At 43.5% G+C, this 20,201-nt stretch carries 14 protein-coding genes; 12 read left to right on the top strand and 2 right to left on the bottom strand.

Going from position 1 to position 20,201, the window contains the following annotated elements; all coding sequences use genetic code 11:
• The first annotated feature begins 81 nt into the window (after positions 1-81).
• The 10 genes from ACRRSY_RS18145 to ACRRSY_RS18100 all read left to right on the top strand — a co-directional run bounded on the left by ACRRSY_RS18145 (position 82) and on the right by ACRRSY_RS18100 (position 13,071).
• On the top strand, positions 82-975 hold the full coding sequence (locus tag ACRRSY_RS18145) for a LysR family transcriptional regulator (RefSeq protein ID WP_432460058.1): 894 nt from the start codon (positions 82-84) through the stop codon (positions 973-975).
• A gap of 653 nt (positions 976-1,628) precedes the next feature.
• A complete protein-coding gene (gcvT, locus tag ACRRSY_RS18140) occupies positions 1,629-2,720 on the top strand; it encodes a glycine cleavage system aminomethyltransferase GcvT (RefSeq protein ID WP_432451850.1) in 1,092 nt (363 codons plus the stop codon).
• 65 nt (positions 2,721-2,785) lie between these two features.
• A complete protein-coding gene (gene gcvH / locus ACRRSY_RS18135; protein ID WP_432451851.1) occupies positions 2,786-3,178 on the top strand; it encodes a glycine cleavage system protein GcvH in 393 nt (130 codons plus the stop codon).
• Between the two features lie 109 nt (positions 3,179-3,287).
• Positions 3,288-6,173, top strand: coding sequence for an aminomethyl-transferring glycine dehydrogenase (gene gcvP, locus ACRRSY_RS18130; protein ID WP_432451852.1), 2,886 nt, complete (start codon positions 3,288-3,290; stop codon positions 6,171-6,173).
• Positions 6,174-7,103: 930 nt separating this feature from the next.
• Positions 7,104-8,012, top strand: coding sequence for a hypothetical protein (locus tag ACRRSY_RS18125; RefSeq protein WP_432463771.1), 909 nt, complete (start codon positions 7,104-7,106; stop codon positions 8,010-8,012).
• Positions 8,009-8,410: a hypothetical protein gene (locus tag ACRRSY_RS18120; protein ID WP_432463770.1), complete on the top strand. Its 402-nt coding sequence runs from the start codon at positions 8,009-8,011 to the stop codon at positions 8,408-8,410. The genes ACRRSY_RS18125 and ACRRSY_RS18120 overlap by 4 nt, the downstream gene beginning before the upstream one ends.
• A gap of 207 nt (positions 8,411-8,617) precedes the next feature.
• Positions 8,618-9,607: a transposase gene (locus ACRRSY_RS18115; RefSeq protein WP_432451858.1), complete on the top strand. Its 990-nt coding sequence runs from the start codon at positions 8,618-8,620 to the stop codon at positions 9,605-9,607.
• A gap of 417 nt (positions 9,608-10,024) precedes the next feature.
• Positions 10,025-10,708, top strand: a complete 684-nt coding sequence (locus tag ACRRSY_RS18110) for a winged helix-turn-helix domain-containing protein (RefSeq protein ID WP_432460052.1) — start codon at positions 10,025-10,027, stop codon at positions 10,706-10,708.
• Positions 10,709-10,888: 180 nt separating this feature from the next.
• Complete coding sequence (locus tag ACRRSY_RS18105; RefSeq protein ID WP_432463769.1) at positions 10,889-12,328, top strand: ATP-binding protein; 1,440 nt, start codon at positions 10,889-10,891, stop codon at positions 12,326-12,328.
• A gap of 167 nt (positions 12,329-12,495) precedes the next feature.
• The gene (locus ACRRSY_RS18100; protein ID WP_432463768.1) at positions 12,496-13,071 is read left to right on the top strand and encodes a porin family protein; all 576 of its coding nucleotides are present in this window, start codon (positions 12,496-12,498) and stop codon (positions 13,069-13,071) included.
• 230 nt (positions 13,072-13,301) lie between these two features.
• Here the strand turns inward: ACRRSY_RS18100 and ACRRSY_RS18095 are convergent.
• Positions 13,302-14,386 (bottom strand): IS3 family transposase gene (locus tag ACRRSY_RS18095; RefSeq protein WP_432463767.1). Its coding sequence is split into 2 segments (ribosomal slippage): positions 13,302-14,137 and positions 14,137-14,386, totalling 1,086 coding nucleotides; the frame shifts between segments, so codons are not numbered across the junction.
• Positions 14,387-14,707: 321 nt separating this feature from the next.
• Positions 14,708-15,867, bottom strand: a protein-coding gene (locus ACRRSY_RS18090; protein WP_432463766.1) for an IS3 family transposase whose coding sequence is annotated in 2 segments (ribosomal slippage) — positions 14,708-15,618 and positions 15,618-15,867 — 1,161 coding nt in all. Because the reading frame shifts where the segments join, the coding sequence is not laid out codon by codon here.
• Between the two features lie 342 nt (positions 15,868-16,209).
• On the opposite strand from ACRRSY_RS18090, the gene ACRRSY_RS18085 reads away from it, so the two are divergent.
• A complete protein-coding gene (locus ACRRSY_RS18085; RefSeq protein ID WP_432451863.1) occupies positions 16,210-16,716 on the top strand; it encodes a hypothetical protein in 507 nt (168 codons plus the stop codon).
• A gap of 1,991 nt (positions 16,717-18,707) precedes the next feature.
• Positions 18,708-20,183, top strand: a complete 1,476-nt coding sequence (locus tag ACRRSY_RS18080) for a pectate lyase family protein (RefSeq protein WP_432451864.1) — start codon at positions 18,708-18,710, stop codon at positions 20,181-20,183.
• Positions 20,184-20,201 lie beyond the last annotated feature (18 nt).

Below are 20,201 nucleotides of genomic sequence, written 5' to 3'. Positions count from 1 at the left end.
GTGAAACTTAAGTGTTAGGCTCATCTAGAGCTACAGGGCTTCTAGCTGCAATTGTTATTAGACGCGAGAGAAAATACCGCCATGAAAACAGAAGACATTAAGTTATTTCACTTTATTGTGGATTCGGGAAATTTAACCAAAGCCTCAGAGTTGCTTGATTTACCGAAATCTAATCTTAGCCGTCGACTAAAAAATCTTGAAACTGAATTAAAGGTGAAACTATTTCATCGCCATCAGCGCTCGATTGCGTTATCTGAGAATGGACGGCAGTTTTATCAGCGGACCAAGCCGATCATTATTGAGCTTGAATCAACGATTGAAGACATGGTGCACGAGTCCTATGAATTGAGTGGTCATTTGCGTTTGCAGTTACTACCGCTACCCGGTATCAGTGTATTTGAAAATATTATTTTTGAATTCATGGAGCTTCATCCTAAGGTGCATCTGGAGATTATCACTAGCGCCGATGAGCGAAATTTAATTGAGCATAATATCGATGTTGCACTGCGCATTGGTGATCGTTTGGAAGATTCGAGTTTAATGGCGCGTGCGTTGCAAACCATCTCCATGGGTTATTACGCCAGCCCTGAATACTTAACAAAGTACGGTCATCCGCGCAGTGAAGAAGAATTGAAGCAGCACCAATTTATTATCCAGCGGATGCCAAATGGTAAATTGGCAAAACAATTTCCTTTATCTAAGGGAAAGTTTTTTGAAGCGAAGGGGCGACTGATTGTGAATGATATCGCCTTGGTGACTCATGCTTGTATTAAACACCAAGGCGTGGTGTGTCAACCGAATCATCTGGTAAAGCCTGAGGTAGAGGAGGGGCTCTTAGTTCATTTGTTACCCGAGACCAATTCGATTGTTAGCACTGGTTGGCTGGTATACCCAAACCGTAGCAGTTTGTCTCGGGCAGCCAGAGCTTTAATTGATTTTCTCTATCATGAGATTAATAAGCTATCCATCGAATAACTGGTTTTTGTTTTGTGAAATACGGTCTTGTTTGTGTAGGACCATTTGATGCGAAGCCTTGGAAAGTTTACCGCGACCTTTTGTGAAAAAATTCAGCTTGAAAGAGTCGACTCAACGAGCTGGCTGTTTGCTATCGGCTTTTAGTGTAACTGCTCGCTTCTTTGGTTGAATCGCAGTCTCCTGCGCAGCGCCATGTTGAGCTCATTTGCGCTCGGTTTCATCTTGCCGTTTTACGGCTTAGTCTTAGCAAACTCATTTATTTTAAGCTTTACTTGTCAATCAGGCGCTGCGCTGCTGGTTTTTTGAACGTTAATTGTTGAAATATTTTTATTCAATTTTTTAAAGTGGATTAGTTTATCTAATCAATGGTGGGGTGGGGTGAAAAATAAATATGGTGGAGAAAATTGATTTTCTCAGTTTAAATTGGCGTTAAGTTCGATGCTTACCCAGAAATACTAGCTATTAATACTGTTTTTTGGCGTTTTGACAGGTTTGTTGTCAGCGTCTTGTTGTGCTTATGTAAGTGAATTGTTCAACTTATCTATTAGCTCTATTTGGGATTGTCATTTTACAGTCGCATCGTTGTCGCTATAATCGTTCTGCATTGGCAGAAGGGTTTTTCCTTCTCTACCTTATGATAAAGAGAATAGCAGATGACACAGCAAACGGTTCTTCACCAAGCGCATCTCGATGCAGGTGCAAAATTAGTTGATTTTCATGGCTGGGAAATGCCTATCAACTACGGCTCGCAAATTGAAGAGCATCATGCGGTGCGCCAAACCGCAGGCATGTTTGATGTATCACACATGACTATTGTTGATATTCAGGGTCAACAAGCACAAGCCTTTCTACGTAAACTGTTGGCCAATGACGTGGCTAAGCTCACCGTGAAAGGCAAGGCCTTATATGGTGGAATGCTGAACCATGAAGGGGGGGTTATTGACGACCTCATTACCTATTATTTCAGTGAAACCGACTACCGTTTAGTGGTGAATTCAGCCACTCGTGAAAAAGATCTGGCTTGGATCAATCAACAAGCGGCCGACTATCAAGTGAGTATTATTGAGCGACCAGAGCTGGCGATGATTGCAGTGCAAGGCCCGCAAGCCAAGCAACTCACCGCGGCGGTATTGGATAACGAGCAAAACCTTGCTGTAGAAGGTATGAAGCCTTTCTTTGGAGTGCAAGCCGGTGATTTATTTATTGCCACCACTGGTTATACCGGTGAGCAAGGCTACGAAATTGTGGTACCACAAGATAAAGCGGTTTCTCTTTGGAAGGCGCTGCAAGCACAAGGCGTGAAACCTTGCGGTTTGGGTGCGCGCGATACCTTGCGTCTAGAAGCAGGCATGAATCTATATGGTCAGGATATGGACGAGAGCATTTCGCCGTTAGCCGCGAATATGGCTTGGACCATTGCTTGGCAACCAGAAGACCGGGATTTTATTGGCCGCGCAGCATTAGAAGCGCAACGAATCGAAGGCAGCGATAAGCTGGTTGGTTTGTTGATGGAAAGCAAAGGCGTAATGCGTGCCGGGCAACAAGTGACGGTGGTCAACGAATTTGGCGAAGCGCTCCCTGGGGTGATCACTAGCGGTACATTTTCGCCGACTTTAGGCGTCAGTATTGCTTTAGCACGGATCGCCAATTGTGAGGTTGATGAAGCCTTAGTGGAAATGCGCAAAAAACAGGTTAAAGTGAAAGTAGTAAAACCTGTATTTGTACGTAATGGCGCCAAAGTTTAGCTTCGCTGAGCACTGATTTTTACTTTGAATTAACCCTTAAATTAGCAACCTAGAGGAAAAGAATTATGGCTACTATCCCAGCCGATTTACGCTACGCAAGCACCCATGAGTGGGTTCGTGATGAAGGTGAGGGTGTTTACACTATTGGTATTAGTGAGCATGCTCAAGAACTTTTGGGTGATATGGTCTTTGTTGATTTGCCCGACGTGGGTGACGATATTGATGCGGGAGACGATTGTGCGGTTGCCGAGTCGGTGAAAGCGGCTTCTGATATTTACGCGCCAATCAGTGGTGAAGTTGTGGCAATTAACGAAGATTTAGAAGACTCGCCAGAATTGGTGAACAGTGATGCTTACGGCGACGGTTGGATGTTCAAAGTGAAATGCAGCGACTCAAGCGAGCTTGACGAATTAATGTCGGCCGAAGACTACGCCTTGACCATCGAAGAAGATGAATAAAATCAGGTAAATGATGCGCTCCGCTAGTCGGGGCGCTTTTTTTATCTAAAAGAATTTAAATACCACTAAACGCAAACGCACTTTATTTCAGTTATACAGGAATACTTCAATGAACCCGTCTTTGCCGTTAAATGAATTAGAGCAAAACCAAGACTTCATTCGCCGCCACATAGGCCCCGACCAAGCCGAAGTGGCCACCATGTTGCAGCAACTAGGGCTAAATTCGGTTGAACAACTGATCGAGCAGACGGTGCCGGCGCAGATTCGCCTTAGCCAAGGTCTAAACATTGGAGAGAGCCAAACTGAACAGCAGGCTTTAAGTGCCCTGCGTGACTTAGCCAAGCAAAATAAGCTGTATCGTAGCTACATCGGGATGGGGTATCACAATACCCATGTGCCGCATGTGATTTTGCGTAATGTATTTGAAAATCCTGGTTGGTATACCGCTTATACGCCTTATCAGCCCGAGATTGCTCAAGGCCGTTTAGAAGCGTTACTCAATTTTCAGCAGTTAAGCCTCGACCTCACAGGGATGGAGTTAGCCAGTGCTTCATTACTCGACGAAGCCACTGCTGCTGCCGAAGCGATGGCGTTAGCGAAGCGGGTGTCTAAAAACAAAAAATCTAATTTATTTTTCATTGCCGATGATGTGCATCCGCAAACTATCGACGTAGTTCAAGAGCGAGCCGATTTCTTCGGTTTCGATACTGAAGTTGGTCCCGCCGAAAGTGTAGTGGAACACAATATATTTGGTGCGCTGCTGCAATATCCAGGCACCAGTGGTCGAGTGCGTGACTTAAGCGAGCTGATCGGGCAAGTTCACGCTGATAAGGGCATTGTTGCAGTGGCCGCCGATATTATGGCCTTGGTGATGCTTAAATCACCTGGCGCGATGGGGGCTGACGTGGTGCTGGGTTGTGCTCAACGCTTTGGCGTACCCATGGGTTACGGTGGCCCGCATGCGGCATTTTTTGCCACCCGTGATGCCTATAAACGCTCGCTTCCCGGACGAATTATTGGGGTTTCTAAAGATCGCCGAGGCAAGCCTGCGTTGCGCATGGCGCTGCAAACCCGAGAGCAACACATTCGCCGTGAAAAAGCTAACTCAAACATTTGTACCGCGCAGGTCTTACTCGCCAATATGGCTTCATTCTACGCGGTGTTCCATGGCCCTGATGGCCTGCGCACCATAGCCCAACGGATCCATCGTTTAACGGCTATTTTAGCTCACGGCCTCGAGGCTAAAGGTCTCAGCCCTGAGCATGCTCAGTATTTTGATACGCTGTGTATTCCGGTGGCCGATAAACAGTTAATTAAAGCCCGCAGTGAAGCCTTGGGCATTAACTTGCGCATGGATCTGGAGGGCCGAGTTGCTTTAAGCCTTGATGAAACCACGACCGCTGCCGATGTGAATGATCTATTCAGCGTATTGTTGGGCGAAGGCCACGGCTTGGATGCGGCGCGTTTAGATGTGGTTGTGAAGGGGGAGACTTGCATTCCACAAACCTTGTTACGCGATACGCCAATTTTAGATCACGAGGTTTTTAATCGTTACCGCAGTGAAACCGATGTATTGCGCTATATTCGCAAGTTAGAGAGTAAAGATTTGGCGCTTAATCACTCGATGATTTCGCTGGGTTCATGCACGATGAAACTCAACGCAACTGCCGAGATGATCCCAGTGACTTGGCCAGAATTCTCCAGCATGCACCCTTTCTGCCCAAGTGAACAGGCGCAGGGCTACCATGCCATGATTAGCCAACTAGAAGATTGGTTAGTTAACATCACTGGTTACGATTCAATTTGTATGCAACCAAACTCGGGTGCGCAAGGTGAATATGCAGGTTTGTTAGCGATTCAAAAATATCACGCCAGCCGTGGTGATCATCACCGTAATATTTGTTTAATCCCCAGTTCGGCCCATGGAACCAATCCAGCCTCGGCCCATATGGCGGGCTTAAAAGTGGTGGTGGTTGCCTGTGATAAACTGGGTAATGTAGATATGGGTGACCTGCGTAGTAAAGCCAGCGAGCTAGCCGAGCAGTTATCTTGCATCATGATTACCTATCCAAGTACCCATGGCGTTTATGAAGAATCGATTAAAGAAATTTGTGACATTATTCATGACAACGGTGGTCAGGTATATATGGATGGCGCCAATATGAACGCCCAAGTTGGGTTAACTTCACCAGGCTCGATTGGCTCAGATGTAAGCCACCTTAATCTACATAAAACCTTTGCCATTCCGCATGGTGGTGGCGGCCCCGGTATGGGCCCGATTGGGGTGAAAGCGCATTTAGCACCGTTCGTGGCAGGCCACAGGGTTGTGAGCAATGGTAAAGTTAGTCATGCCAATGCGGCCGTTGCGGCAGCTCCTTACGGTAGCGCGTCTATTTTGCCGATTAGCTGGATGTACGTGGCCATGTTGGGCAACCAAGGCTTACGTCAATCCTCAGAGATTGCCATCTTAAACGCGAACTATCTTGCCAGCCGTTTAAGTCAAGCCTTTCCTATCTTATATAGCGGTAAAAATGGCTGGGTTGCGCACGAATGTATTATTGATATGCGGCCCCTTAAAGAAGCGACTGGTATCACCGAAATGGACGTGGCCAAACGCCTCAACGACTACGGCTTCCACGCACCTACCATGAGTTTCCCAGTTGCGGGTACGCTGATGGTTGAGCCAACTGAATCAGAATCGCTAGCCGAAATTGACCGTTTTGTTGACGCAATGTTAGCCATTCGCGGTGAAATAGCCAAGGTAGAAACCGGAGAGTGGACGCTGCAAGACAACCCGCTGGTATTTGCACCACATACCTTGGATGACATTACCGATGCCGAATGGCCACACTGCTACAGCCGCGAGCTGGCGGTATTCCCTAGCGCGGCAGTGAAGCAAAACAAGTTCTGGCCAACGGTCAATCGTATCGACGATGTATATGGCGACCGGAATTTGTTCTGTGCCTGCTTGCCGATGGAAGCGTACCAGGAGTAGATGATCACATGATCACGTCAATTGAAGTAGGAAACTGCGGAATTATAGTTGGAAACTGCAATTGAAGTAGGAAACTAGCTTCAGGTTGAAATCAGATGAAAGCGAGCGCAATTGATATTGTGTTCGCTTTTTTGTTGGTAACTCGTTTCTGACCCAAAATGAGTTCGCTTATTTTTTTGGGGAGCTGTTAGTCTCGTTTTTATCATTTAGTTTTGGATAGATCTGTTCGTGAGGGTTTCGCCCTGACGGCGATATACTAAGCTTGCTTGGCTAAAGCTTAGAAAGGCCACCCAGCATTTTCTTAGATCCTCCGTTGCTCACTCACAAGGGCGTTGAAGTAAACACTACGCTCAAACAGACTTCAACTTTAATCCCTTATTCATTTGCGCTACTCGGCGAAGATGATGGGATTTAAAAGGTAATCTTGGCTATCAAGAGTGTGAAAGATTTTTGTTTTTAGAATGGGTGTCTAGTTTATTGCAAATTTTATAATCGAACAGAAGAGCTTGATGCTTTGAGGTGAGTAACGCAAAAGCTTGCCGAGACCAAAGGCCGTTAAGCGTTGTTGTTGGTAAGCGTAGAGTGGATAAGACGCGCTTATTGAAAGAAGCATTTTTTAGCGCTCAGGATGGGAAGGAAGGCTCTGTACCTGTTCATCAGCCGAAAAAGTGAAGCGATGTTGGTTGATGAATTATCTAAACTGATTTCATCCGCGTTGGGGGTAAAGTTCTTTCGGCCAACTTCATTTCAGATCACCAAAACCTTTTAGTGTTTTATGATAGAAAGCGAAGCAGCGATGCTTCGCTTTTTTCTGCTTGTTTGGTTTTGTCTGATGTTTTTATTACTTGATTAAATTGTTGTTGACTGCGTCAATGCTAATAAGTATTTTGTCAGTATACCAGCTGTTAATAAAATGCTTAGGAATAACTCTTGATTTCGTTACTAATGAATGGCTCTGTGGGAGAGCGAGGCAAAAATTCTTCCGCTGATGTTTATCTGATCAAAGCGTTGTTAAATTCATACGCACGAAATACTAAAAAAGCTGTGTTACCAATGAATGGCAGTGTTGATGCTGCAACTTTGGGATTGTTGGAAGAATTTCAGAAAAAAGTTGTACGAATGGCTAAGCCTGACAGATTGGTTTCTGTAGGTGGAGGCACTTTTAAGAAATTGGTTGAGCACCTTAAAACAGGTTTTACAGTTCAATCGCTTACAGCGCCTAAAAAAGGTTTATTAACTTGGGTGGCTGAAGGACACGAAGGCGGACTATTCCATAGCCGATTACTTCATGTTCCCAGTTCCAACTCTGGCTTAACAATAGGCCGAGGGTATGACATGAAAGATAAGTCGTCTAGTTTAGTCGCTTCCCAGCTGATGAAAGCAGGCATTGGCTCTACAGAGGCGATGAAAGTAGCAGCTGGTGCCAGGTTAAAAGGAAAGGCAGCGAAAGACTTCGTCATTGCCAACGATCTTTTAGACTTTGAAGTTAGCCCAAAAACTCAATTGGCACTGTTTAATATTGTATATGGGGAGAAGGAAAAAACAGTACTGCGTATATGCAAAAAAGCTGATACGGTTGCGGCTTATGGCTTTGTTAATTGGGGTGCTTTGCCTGGTTCTTTATTAGAGCTATTTATTGATTTAACGTATCGGGGAGATTATTCGGGTACAACACGTAAATTTCTACAAAAACCTTTAGCTCAAGGGGACATGCCAGCCTTGAAGTTGTTATTTAATGACCGCTCTAAATGGACTTCAGTACCTTACGAGCGATTTAAAGCTCGAAGCAAATTTGCCTATTCAATTTCTAATATTTCACCAGCTCAGGTTACGCCATGAAACACTTATTAAAAACTATAACGCTTAGCTTAGTATTGTTTTCTGGCTCGGCTTGCACACAAGACAGTAAGTCTTTTCAAGCGAGGGACGAAGTTGTTGGTATTGTCGGTAGCGAAACAGTGACTTACACGAGATACAACACAGAGGAGCAGCCATGTATCACTCTGCGGCTAGAAAATGCAAATGTTTCTAAAACTCTATGTGACTTCACCGATCAACTAGGTAATACCGTAGACGTAAGGAAAGATGTTGCGGCTGTAGACTACCTTTCTCCAACATTTGCAGCTCAGAGTCTTGAAGTGACCTTAGATTTAATCTCTTATTACTTGGATTGTCGTATTCCACTTACCAAATCAACGATTGGTGAGCCTGTTTGCACATTTAAGGATATGGACTAATAGGGAGGCAAGATAGTTAGCCACCTGAGGTAGATTAGATAGATTAGATAGATAGATTAGACATCCACCCTGCTTACGGTCTTACAAGGGCCAAGTCGGAGAGGTCTTTGCGGGTGTAAAAGTCCCAGATAATTAGACATCCACCCAAACTAGCCAAATGCCAGTAATAATCTAAACTATCAATAGTGTTTTTTTGGAGTTATTGCCATGCCTCGGTCAAGACAGTCGCAAGTGAGCTTATCGGATACGCCTTACTATCATTGTGTTTCCCGCTGTGTTCGGCGGGCTTTTTTATGTGGCGAAGACAAGCAAAGTGGTAAAAGCTATGAGCACCGTCGCCAGTGGGTGGAAGACTATTTGCTGCAACTTACTGCGGTTTTTGCCATTGATGTCTGTGCTTATGCTGTTATGAGTAATCACACTCATGTGGTATTGCACATCGATAAGGCCAAAGCCGAAGCCTGGTCAATGGATGAAGTCTTAGAGCGCTGGCATATTTTGCACCAAGGCACCTTACTGACTCAAATGTATCTCAATTCTGAGTTACGTCCAAAGTTAAGTGAGGTGCAACTACAGGCCATTCACGCCACCGCCGAAGTGTATCGGACTCGACTCTTTGATTTAAGCTGGTTTATGCGCCATTTAAATGAACATATTGCTCGAGCCGCCAATAAAGAAGACCAATGCACTGGGCGCTTTTGGGAAGGCCGTTTTAAATCACAAGCCTTACTCGATGAAGCAGCACTTGCCGCCTGTATGGCCTATGTGGATTTAAACCCGGTTCGCTCAAATATGGCAAGTACGCCTGAAACCTCGGACCACACCAGTATCAAACAGCGCATTCAGCAAGCCAAACAAGGTCAGCAACCCAAGCCGCTAATGCCTTTTGTCGGTAACCCCAGAGAAACCATGCCTAAAGGCTTGCCTTTCGAGTTACAAGACTACCTGCAACTGGTGGAACTTACCTGTCGAGTTATCAGAGAAGATAAACGTGGTTATATCGATGATGCACAAGCGCCCATTTTACAGCGCTTACAAATCGATGAAGAAAGCTGGTTAGCCTTAAGCACGGGTTTAGAGCATCACTTCGCCAGTGTGGTTGGGGCTGGTCACTCGCTAGAACGTTACAAACACCAGCATAAGCAACAGCGAATTAAAGGCATGGCAGCAGCTAAACGCTGGCTTGATGCTGGGTAAGTAATTTATAGTCTGATTTTTTGTCGACTGAGTAGGTATTTAGCATATCTCGAATCACTACGTTTTTCGCCCTCATGAATCGCTGCGCATTGACTAAAGCTTTGATTAACGCCCCAGTATGTAAGGTGTTTAAGAACAAGTTGGCTCTTCAAAGTTGATTTGAGTTGATGACATCGACTGATGCTCATTGGATAGTTAGTATGGCTGTCTAAATATTTAGTCTCTTAACTCATATCCAAGGCTTCCGGAACAGATTATTGTTAATTTGGTAAGTTTTTGTCACAATTAGTCACAGTCTATCGCTGCTTACCACGTATGATAACGGCCAGATTCATTTTCATCATAGGGGCGAATAAATTGAAACCTTCGTGCGATAGACATCCATCAGATAGTTATTCAGCCGATAAGAAACACATCATGTTGGTAGAAGATGACATCGAACTTGCTCATTTGATGAAAGACTACTTCACTCATCATCACTTCACGGTGTCTTTGATTCAAAATGGCCTTGATGCGGTTCCTGCAATCCTAGAGCAACAACCAGATCTTGTTATTCTAGATGTGATGCTACCCGGACAAAATGGCGTTGATGTTTGCAAGCAAGTGCGTCAGAAATATCGGGGAATAATTTTAATACAGACCGCGCTTGATGATGATCTTGACCAAATCACGGGCTTGGAGTCCGGAGCAGATGATTATGTGGTGAAGCAGGTGAATCCTCGTCTACTTTTATCCCGCATTCATTCTCTTTTCAGGCGTGTGAATCGGCAAGTTCAGGCGCAGACTAATCAGGATTCCGATCAGACACGTCAATGTGGGGCATTGACGATATCTTATTCAGATCGGAGTGTTAAAATTAATGATCAGATTCTGGCACTCACGACTGCCGAATTCGAGCTTCTGGCATTATTGGCAGCTTCTCCGGGGAAGGTTGTAAGTCGAGAAACGATCATGCAAGAACTGCGTGGCTATGAATATGATGGCCTTGACCGTTCTATTGATCGACGTATTTCCAGATTGAGAAAAAAATTATCTGAAGACTTAGCTGAACAAACGTTTATCAAAACAGTGCATGGCAAAGGCTATCAACTCTGTTTCTAAGGAATCCGGTTTATGTTTCGAGCATTTTCAGGCTTATGGTTACTCGTTTTTATTCCCTTATGTTTTTTACTTTTCCCATCACGTTACAGTCCAATTCACTGGTTTAATCAACATATTGAGCAAGAACGGTATGTTCATCTCTATGGTGGAACACTGACCCTACTTGAGCAGCAGTTACTTATGCAGCCGCAGGCTGCATGGCCCCAAAAACTTGCTCATATTTCACCTTATTTTGGCTATGGACTATCACTCCAGCAGATGTCAACGCTATCCCTTTCTGAGTCACAGCAAGCAGCATTATCCGCGGGAAACATCTTGTTTATTAATGCTGAACCAGAGTACCTGTTGAAGTGGCTGCCAAACAGTGATTGGGTTATTCGTCTTTTTGTCGATATCACACAAGAAGAAGATATCGACAGGGCGTCATCTGGGACAATCTATCTGCTTAGGAAAGCTCTCGAGCAAACCCCTGTGACACAATGGCAAGCTTTGATTCAGCGACTTTCATCTCAATTTCATCTACGATTACAAAAGCAATCAACCATTGTATTCACGCCCTCAGAACAGGCTCAATGGGATAAAAGGGCCAGTTTTTGGCGATTTGATGCTACACATCAACTGGTTTTTTATACTGCAACGCCTGAAAAAGGGATGACATTGGTTGTATCATCGCTACCTTATTCTTCGAACACACCGATGGTGCTTTTAGTGGTTATTCTGATGTTCGTTTTATTGGTATCTGTCGGAATGTTTTTTTGGAGTTACCCGCTCTGGCGTGATCTGAAACGTTTGAGTGATGCGACAACACAATTTGGTCAGGGCGATTTGTCTCAACGCTCTCCGATTCCCAAGGTTGCAGCCGTGGCGAATCTTAGCCGGCAGTTTAATCAAATGGCACAATGTATTGAGCAAACTGTTCAGGGCCAACGCACACTTACCAATGCCATTGCTCATGATTTACGTCAACCCCTACATCGAATGAGATATGCTTTTGAGATACTCAATACATCGTCACTCACTGCGTCTGAACAGGCAAGGTACCAGCAAAGCATTGAGCACAGTATGCAAGATTTGGATCATCTCATTAATCAAACACTTCAGCTTTCTCGTTATAGTCATGATCGCGAGCAAATCCGGTTTTCTGAACAGGTTTTGGCGCAATTGCTGCAAAAGGAGTGTAACCATGTTGCTCTCGCAAATCCGTCGCTGTCTGTGGTATTGCATGCTGCGCCGTTAATCCGTTTACGAACCACATGGATTGATCCAACAGCGATCCGGCGCGCTATCAATAATTTATTGAGTAATGCTTGCCGTTATGCCGTAACGACGATTGAAATCCATCTCAATTATGATGCAGGGCAAGATCAGTGGGTGATTGATGTGTGTGATGACGGACCAGGGATTCCTCCTGAGCACCGTGAACAGATTTTCAATCCTTTTGTTCAACTGGATAACGCTTCCCGAACTCAGGAAGCTGGCCATGGCCTTGGGCTGGCAATTAGTCAACAGGTTGCACACTGGCATCATGGGCAGCTTACGGTGAGCGATTCCCTCATGGGTGGTGCTTGTTTTACCTTCCGGTGGCCATGTCATCCTCAATTATTACCTGTTTCGAATTAGCCATGTATCGAGCTATTTCAACACGGATTTCGTCCTTTTTTGACCCTCATTTGAGGTTGTCTCAATCTGTCACAAATAGTCACGAAGGGGTTACAGACGCACCTGATACTTCATCTCTAGAATAGTCTCATTAAACATTTATCCATCCACAAGTAGTGAATAACATTATGAGAAATAAAGAAGTAAAAAACGTCAGAATCCTTTCTATGGTGATAGCGAGTCTCTTAGTTTCCGTGCATCAGCCTGTGTTTGCCCAAACAAATAGCTTTGGGCTGTCTTTGGGGGTTGGTTCAATGAATGTAGACGACGCAGCAGACAATGATGAGACTAATACTGCCTGGACCGGGTCTATCGAGTATGAGCGACGCTTTTATCCATCTTTTGCTATGAAAGTTAGTGGGCATATCGGGAATGCGACAAGCGTTAAAACCAACGATATTGGTAAGACGACCACTTCAGAACGAGATATTGACTACAAAGCCATCTCTCTCAGTGCCGTAGGGTACTATCCTCTCGCACAAAACCATGAGCTTTATCTCTCTGCTGGAATCAATGCCAATGAAGTAAAAATGGACCCTAAATCGGGCCCTTCTACCGATAAGGATGGTATTGGTTATACCGTGCAGGCTGGTTGGCAATATCATTTCAATCAGAGAACAGCGATGCATGTTGGCATACAGCGCTTGGGACTTAAGGATGTTGACATCAATACCGCCAATATCGGCTTAAGCGTGTCATTTTAAGTCATTCTGTTTTAGTCAACCCAAATTGGACACTTTCAGTTGCAAGCAAAGGGGCAGAGTAACTATAAATATCTGCACCCTTTAGCCCTTTGGTCTCTTAACTAAAAATTAAAAGAGAAGATAACTAGACAGCGAAGATAACTAGACAGCCACCCCAACTACAGATTTGAGTTGATAACATCGACTGATGCGGTAATCCTCCCATTATTAACCGCATTTATTCGTAGAATTCATGCTGCCGTTTTTAGTGGTGGGAACCCTCCATTTGCAAGGTGTGGTCGTTGATGATTGTAGAACCATAACCATTGGGTCGCCCGATCTTGAACCTCTTCAAGTGTGTCAAACAAATACTTACTCACTAAGCCAAACCTCATAGTACGGTTGAACCTTTCTATATACGCGTTTTGTTGTGGGTTCCCTGGCTGAATATAATCGATTCGAATGTCGTGGTTGTTGGCCCATTTAATAAACGCATGGCTAATGAACTCAGGACCATTGTCGCAGCGGATCGCAACAGGTTTGGTTCGTTGTTCGATGAGCTGCTCTAAGATCCGAGTGACTCGTACTGTGGGCATTGAAAAATCAGGTTCTGACGCCAGACCTTCACGTTTGTAATCATCTATCACATTGAATAAACGGTACTTCCGGCCATCAGATAGCTGATCATGCATAAAGTCCACGGACCAAACTTGGTTTGTTTTAATCGGCTCTTTAAGAGGCTCTGGCGTATGGCGATTCAGGCGTCGTTTTGGCCTAATACGTAAGTTTAGAGCCAATTCGCAGTAGATCCGATAAACCCGCTTATGGTTCCATGTATACCCTTTAACGTTCCGCAAATGGTGAAAACACAGGCCAAAGCCCCAGTCAGAGCAGTCTTCACTGTTGCACAGCGTTACTAACTCTTGAGCTATCAACTCATTCTCAGGTTGAAGCTTCGATTTATAGTGATAGCAGGTCTCGCTGATCCCAAACCAATAGCATGCACTTTTAATGCTGATGTGATAGTTCGCCACCGAACGCTGAGCCATCAATCGACGCTCACAGGGCTTCACCACTTTTTTGCCATCGCCTCTGAGATCACCTCTGCTTTAAGGCGTTCTTCCGCATACATCTTTTTAAGCCGTCGATTTTCATCTTCGAGTTCTTTCATCCGCGCCATAAGGGATGCGTCCATACCACCGTATTTCGAACGCCACTTGTAAAAGGTTGCGTTGCTCATTCCATGCTCACGACAGAGCTCAGGAACAGGTGTACCAGCCTCAGCCTGCTTGAGAATAGATAAGATCTGACTGTCCGTGTAACGTGACTTTTTCATGTTGAATCTCCTGTATTTACTATACGAGAAAATTCTACTTTTGCATGCGATTAATTTTCGGGGGGATTACCATGCTTATTCGATAGTTAAGATGGCTGTCTAGTTAAGATGTTTGACTAAAAATGAAAAGAGAAGACGAAGATAACTAGACAGCCACCCCAACTACAGATTTGAGTTGATAACATCGACTGATGCTTATTCGATAGTTAGCATGGCTGTCTAAACTAGAATATCGGATGATTAGACCCGATTGCTCTTTGGAAAACAGCGGAAACGGGTCGTTAAAAAATATCGGCAGTTTGTCTATGAGGGATGTACTGGTCAACCCAAACTGGACACTTTTAGTTGAGAATTTTCAAACGCCACCGGTGATAAATCACCATTGGCCGAATGAAGCCGCTCTAAGTTGTAATACTTCATATAAGCAGCCACATCTTGCTTCATAAATTCTCGTGTTGGCTGATTAACTTTAAACAGCCAATCGTGTTTTAAACTTCCGAAGAATCGTTCAACAACAGCATTATCCCAACACGCTCCTACATCGCCCATACTGGCTCGAATATCAAAACCAACTAATAGCTTACGATATTGTTTACTGGTGTACTGTGAGCCTCTATCACTGTGAAAGAACAAGCCTTTAGGTGGTTGCCGTAAGTTGTAGGCTTTAATGAGTGCTTTGGAAATTAAGTCTGTAGTCATCCGTTTATCAATATGCCAGCCAACAATTCTGCGAGAGTATAAATCCATCACGACAGCTAAATACATCCAACCCTCGCCTGTTTTTAGGTAGGTCACATCACCAGCCCAAACCTGATTAGCAGCGCTTGGGTTAAAGTTCATATTTAGCAGGTTATCAGCGACTGCGTCAGAGTGTTTACGCTGCGTTGTCACTTTATAAGCTTGCCGTTGGGTCACTTTCAGCCGCAAGCGTTGCATCATTGTACGGACAGCATAGCGGCCTACTTGGTAGCCTTCCTTGCGCAATTTCTTCACCATCTCACGATTCCCTAGGCTACCTCGGCTTTTCTTGAATAACTGGCGAACACGGCGATAAAGCTTCAAAGTATCAAGGCCTATCACGTTCGCAGGGCGTTTAAGCCAATCGTAATAGCCTGATTTACTTACGTTCATGACTCGGCATAGCTGCGCAACAGGGAACTGATTTGAGTGTTTTTTTATGAAGCGACATTTTACTTCATTTCTTTCGCAAAGAAGGCGCTTGCCTTTTTTAGTATTTCTTTCTCCATGCGTAATTCTTTGTTTTCTTTGCGTAATCGCTTGAGTTCATCACGCTCAGACTCTTCTAGGGTGATGCCTTGCCGTTGGACTTCGTACCTTTCTTTCCACTTGTAAAGCAGGCTAGTGCCAACCCCTAGAGATTTTGCAGCATCAGCAACACTGTAACCTTGCTCCAACACCATTAGTACCGCTTCATCTTTAAATTCTTGTGGATAACTCTTGTGTGATTTTTTCAAACTCATATAGACCTCTTAATTCATTAACATACTGTCTCAAAATTAAGTGTCCGATGGAATTAGACCAGAACAGGAAGTGAGAAAGCCGCTTTATTCATGGATCCCCTTATAAATCTTCCAACCCTGCTGAATATCTCAAATTCTCTAGATATATTGATTATAGTGAATGATGGATGGTGGGGATGTAAGCATGACGTATTGGCTCCTCTTCCCTTATATTAAGACTTGCATCTTATGGTGTGTCTCTAGTTCGGCTAAACCTCGTTTAATGCAGAAGATTGAGACTTTCACCGGGATCATTATGTCTGGTTTTTTATGTCTGTCTTCATCATGTTGAAGGAGTAACATATGGAAGATTTAGAACGTCAAGAACATCTTCAAGCAGTAACAAAGAGGTTAGTATCTTTCACTGGGTTAATTTTGCTTATATTAGCGATTGGCTTGTATGGATTACATGATGATAAGAGGTCATACCTAGTCACATTAGTGTTTGCCTCTGGGCTGTTAGGCGGCTTTGTGAGCATTCAACAGCGACTACCGAAAATAAAATTGCAAGAGTTAAAGACATTATCAACCTCTTGGGTATCTATAACACTGATCCCGATAAATGGTGGAATATTTGCGTTAGTTCTTATGCTGATGTTTATCGGTAATATAATTCAAGGTGAATTATTCCCAGAATATCCGAACAAATTCAATATTTCTAACGCAAATGATTTTTACCAATGGATATCTTTGACTTACCCCAAAACAGGTGAAGATATAGCCAAATTGTTTTTCTGGTCATTTGTCGCAGGCTTTAGTGAAAGATTTGTCCCACAGATAATACGCAAAACAAGCGAAAACAAAACGTAGGCAATTCAACGAGCCCAAGATATTGCTGCTTGGAATAAAAGGAGGGAGGGCCTGATGTTCCTCGAATATACTCATGCTTTTTCAGTCCCGTATTTAGCTGGGCTCGTGTAGAGTATCTTTAGCGTATCTTTAGCGTATCTAAGGCTTTAGGCTAGTGAGCGTTGTTTAATCTGAGTCTTGTATCTTGGTCGTTTATTGAGCAAGTTATAGGGGGTATAGAGAACGTTGCGATGCTCAATTGAATTAGCCAGATAACGATAGTGTTTGCCCGCAGCTTTCAACGCTAGACCAGTGAAGTATAAGATGGGTGAGAGCGGCAATCCTGAGTAACATTCTAAGCCACCTTATGTCTTGGGTTCTAGATGGGTTCATTCCCAGCCCAGTTGTTACATTTTTAAAACTTCTTCAATTTGCATCCGAGTGGCGTAAATTTCTCTACAGCTTTCGGTGTAACCTGCTAGAGGCTTAATGACGTAGCAATCAACCAAGGCTCTTTCTCTTGAGGGAGTAATGGGTTCAGGTCTTGTTTTTTGCTTACAGTAGCTCAAGTTTTACTTAGGCTGTTTTTTATGGTGGCAGGATAATGATTAGACTTAATTGCTCTTTGGAAAGCAGAGGAAACGGGTCGTTAACAAATATCGGCGGTTTGTCTATGAGGGAGGCGAGAAAGCCGCTTTATTCTCGGGTAAGCAAGATAGTGGCTAAAAGCAAAACCTGACCCTGAGTTGCACACAAATTTGCTCATCGTTCTGGTGAGTAAACTCCTTAAGCTATCCAGTCCCAAAGCTCTAAGCCCAGAGGCGTGATTCATAGAATAAAGATGAAAAACTCAACCAGCTAAAATGCAAGGTTTACAGGTATAGATGAAAGCCTTCTTATGGCTGGCATAAGTTTTTTGCTGAGCTCGTCGAGGGAAAGCTGGATGAGGAACGATAACAATAGCAAATTAGCTATTGGTCAGACCTAGAATCTATTAAAGCATTTGCTAGTGAAGATATAGATGTTGAAAAAATTTACCCAGAAGATGAACAATATGAACTAAAGCCAGATACTCATGTGACACATTATAAGGTTCGTGAAAATAGTTGGCTCTAATTAATGCTAGTGTTATTCAGATCACAGAATTATTATAAATACCTAAGCATCTTTATTTGTACGCTATAAAAAAATCCCAATGAAATGCAAATATTTTGACATCATTTAATAATTAATGTTGTCATTAGTTGATTTCAGATTTGGCGTGATGCCAAGTTCAACCATGTTATTGTTTATTTTATTTGAAACACTTCACTGATATGTGTCTCGTCATGCTTGGCTGTGGTCTAGGGAGGTGGCGATGAGTTAAGTTGGTACCATTAGCGCAGCCATCCGCTCAGCGCGAGTTATTTTTAATTCCTGTGGGGATGTTACTCGGTGTGAGATGAGTGATCGCTAAGCGAGTTGCTCTCTGTCTCAAATCAATTCTATCGACTTGCCCATCGCTCTATACATCGACTTACTCGCGCCTACTATCGACTCAAATAAGGTTATTTTTGTAGACCATAGAAGGCTAACAATTAGCAAACCGCATTGGTCGTGAGTGTTTATTGATACTTTTAACTACTGCGTATTAACGGGGGGGGGATAGTTAAAATTTAGAATCTAGATCACAAATTTTGAATACAAATCTGGCTTTCTTTTCATTCTGGATTAAAGGCGTCTCGAACCTTACAAGAAGCAAATTGTCGATAACTAATATATTTTGTGCGCTAAATCTAAAATCGAGATTTTAAAAAAATAAAACAGTATTTTTATTTTGTTTTTCTTGTTAGTTTGTTTGTAGATATAGAGGGTTCCCAAATTATTTTTTTCAAAAAAAATGAAACGAGTATATGAGGGGGGAAACAAACTTTTTATGTTTTTTATATATCTAAAAATCAAAATTCTATTTGAAAATAGGCATCGGTTAGGAAACCGAAAATGTTTATTTTCAACATTATTCGGAGAATAAAATGAATAGAACGATTCTAGCTGCGTCATGTTTGGCGGCCAGTTTAATGACTGGATATTCAAGTGCAGCCACTATGGATATGGCAAGAGTGGTTATGCCTGCCAATGACGGTTGGGCTGCTGCTGAAGGTCCTGTTACAGGCGGAGCGAAAGCGACTGATGCACATGTTTATACGGTGAGCAGTCGAAAAGCGTTAGTCGATGCGTTGTTAGCTGCTGGCGACAATGCAAAAATCCTCAAAATCAAAGGTACCATCAACTTGTCATCTGATGATCAAGGTCGGGAATTGACTGAAGAAGATTACCGAGTTGCACCTTACAATTTTGAAGATTATAAAAATGCTTACGCGCCAGCAGTTTGGAACGTGAAGCCACTGATCAAGAAGCGTCCAAATAGAAAATTGACCGGCCCTCTTGAAGAAGCGCGTGTTGCCTCGCAAAAAAATCAGAAAAAACAAATCGTTATCGACATCCCATCGAATACCAGCATTATTGGTTTAGGCACTGATGCCAAAATCGTTAAAGGCATGCTACATATTGGCAAAGGCTCTGAAAACATCATCATTCGCAACATAGCCTTTGAAGATGCCTTCGACTACTTCCCAGATTGGGATCCAGGCGATAGCTTTAAACTTGACTCAAGCTACCCTGGCTGTCAGGCAGAATACGTTGATGTGAAAACCGGCCCACAAATGTGTTCAGGTGGCCGTTGGAACTCAGAGTATGATTTAATCTCTATCGCTGGCGGTAAACGCGTTTGGGTTGATCACTGTACCTTCTCTGATGGTGACCGTGCGGATTCAATGTTCCCACCGGTTTACCCATTCCCTCAGAATGAGATTACCCAAAAAGTTCAACACCATGATGGTTTGATCGATATTACTAACCAAGCTGATTTTGTAACTATTTCAAATAGCTACTTCCATGATCATGATAAAGCGTTTTTGATTGGTAATAGTGATAAGAAAAAAGCTGATACGGGTCACTTACGTGTGACGTTACACAGCAACTATTTCAATAATGTTGGCCAACGTATGCCACGTGTTCGTTATGGTAAAATTCACTCATACAATAACTACTTTGTAGGTGATGCATCTGGTGATGGTGTTGGTGATACACGTTATGCAAGACACGTAAGTTCTTTGAAAAACAAACCGCACCATAACATTTTGCGTCAAGCTTTGGGTGCCGGTAAAGAGTCTGCTATCTACTCAGAAGCCAACGTATTTGAAATCGCAAACGGTACAGCCGCTAATGCAATTGGCAACATGAAAGGCAAAGTAGCATTCGATACTGGCTCTATGTTCAATGGCAAGATGATTGATGTGATTGCTGAGGCAAATAAAGTGAGCAGCAAGAAGAAACAATTGTCTAAAGATGTCGGTTGGAAACCAACTCTTTATGGTGACGCGCCAGCGATGCCAGCAAGTGAAGTGGTTGAGTATGTGAAAGCAAACGCAGGTTCTGGTAAGCTTTAATCGCTTCAGAGCAAACCT

Origin of the sequence: Agarivorans sp. QJM3NY_33, assembly GCF_050870865.2 — a bacterium.
Classification (GTDB): domain Bacteria; phylum Pseudomonadota; class Gammaproteobacteria; order Enterobacterales; family Celerinatantimonadaceae; genus Agarivorans.
The sequence above is the reverse complement of the archived record's forward strand: the minus strand, read 5'-3'. Positions and strand labels throughout refer to the sequence as shown.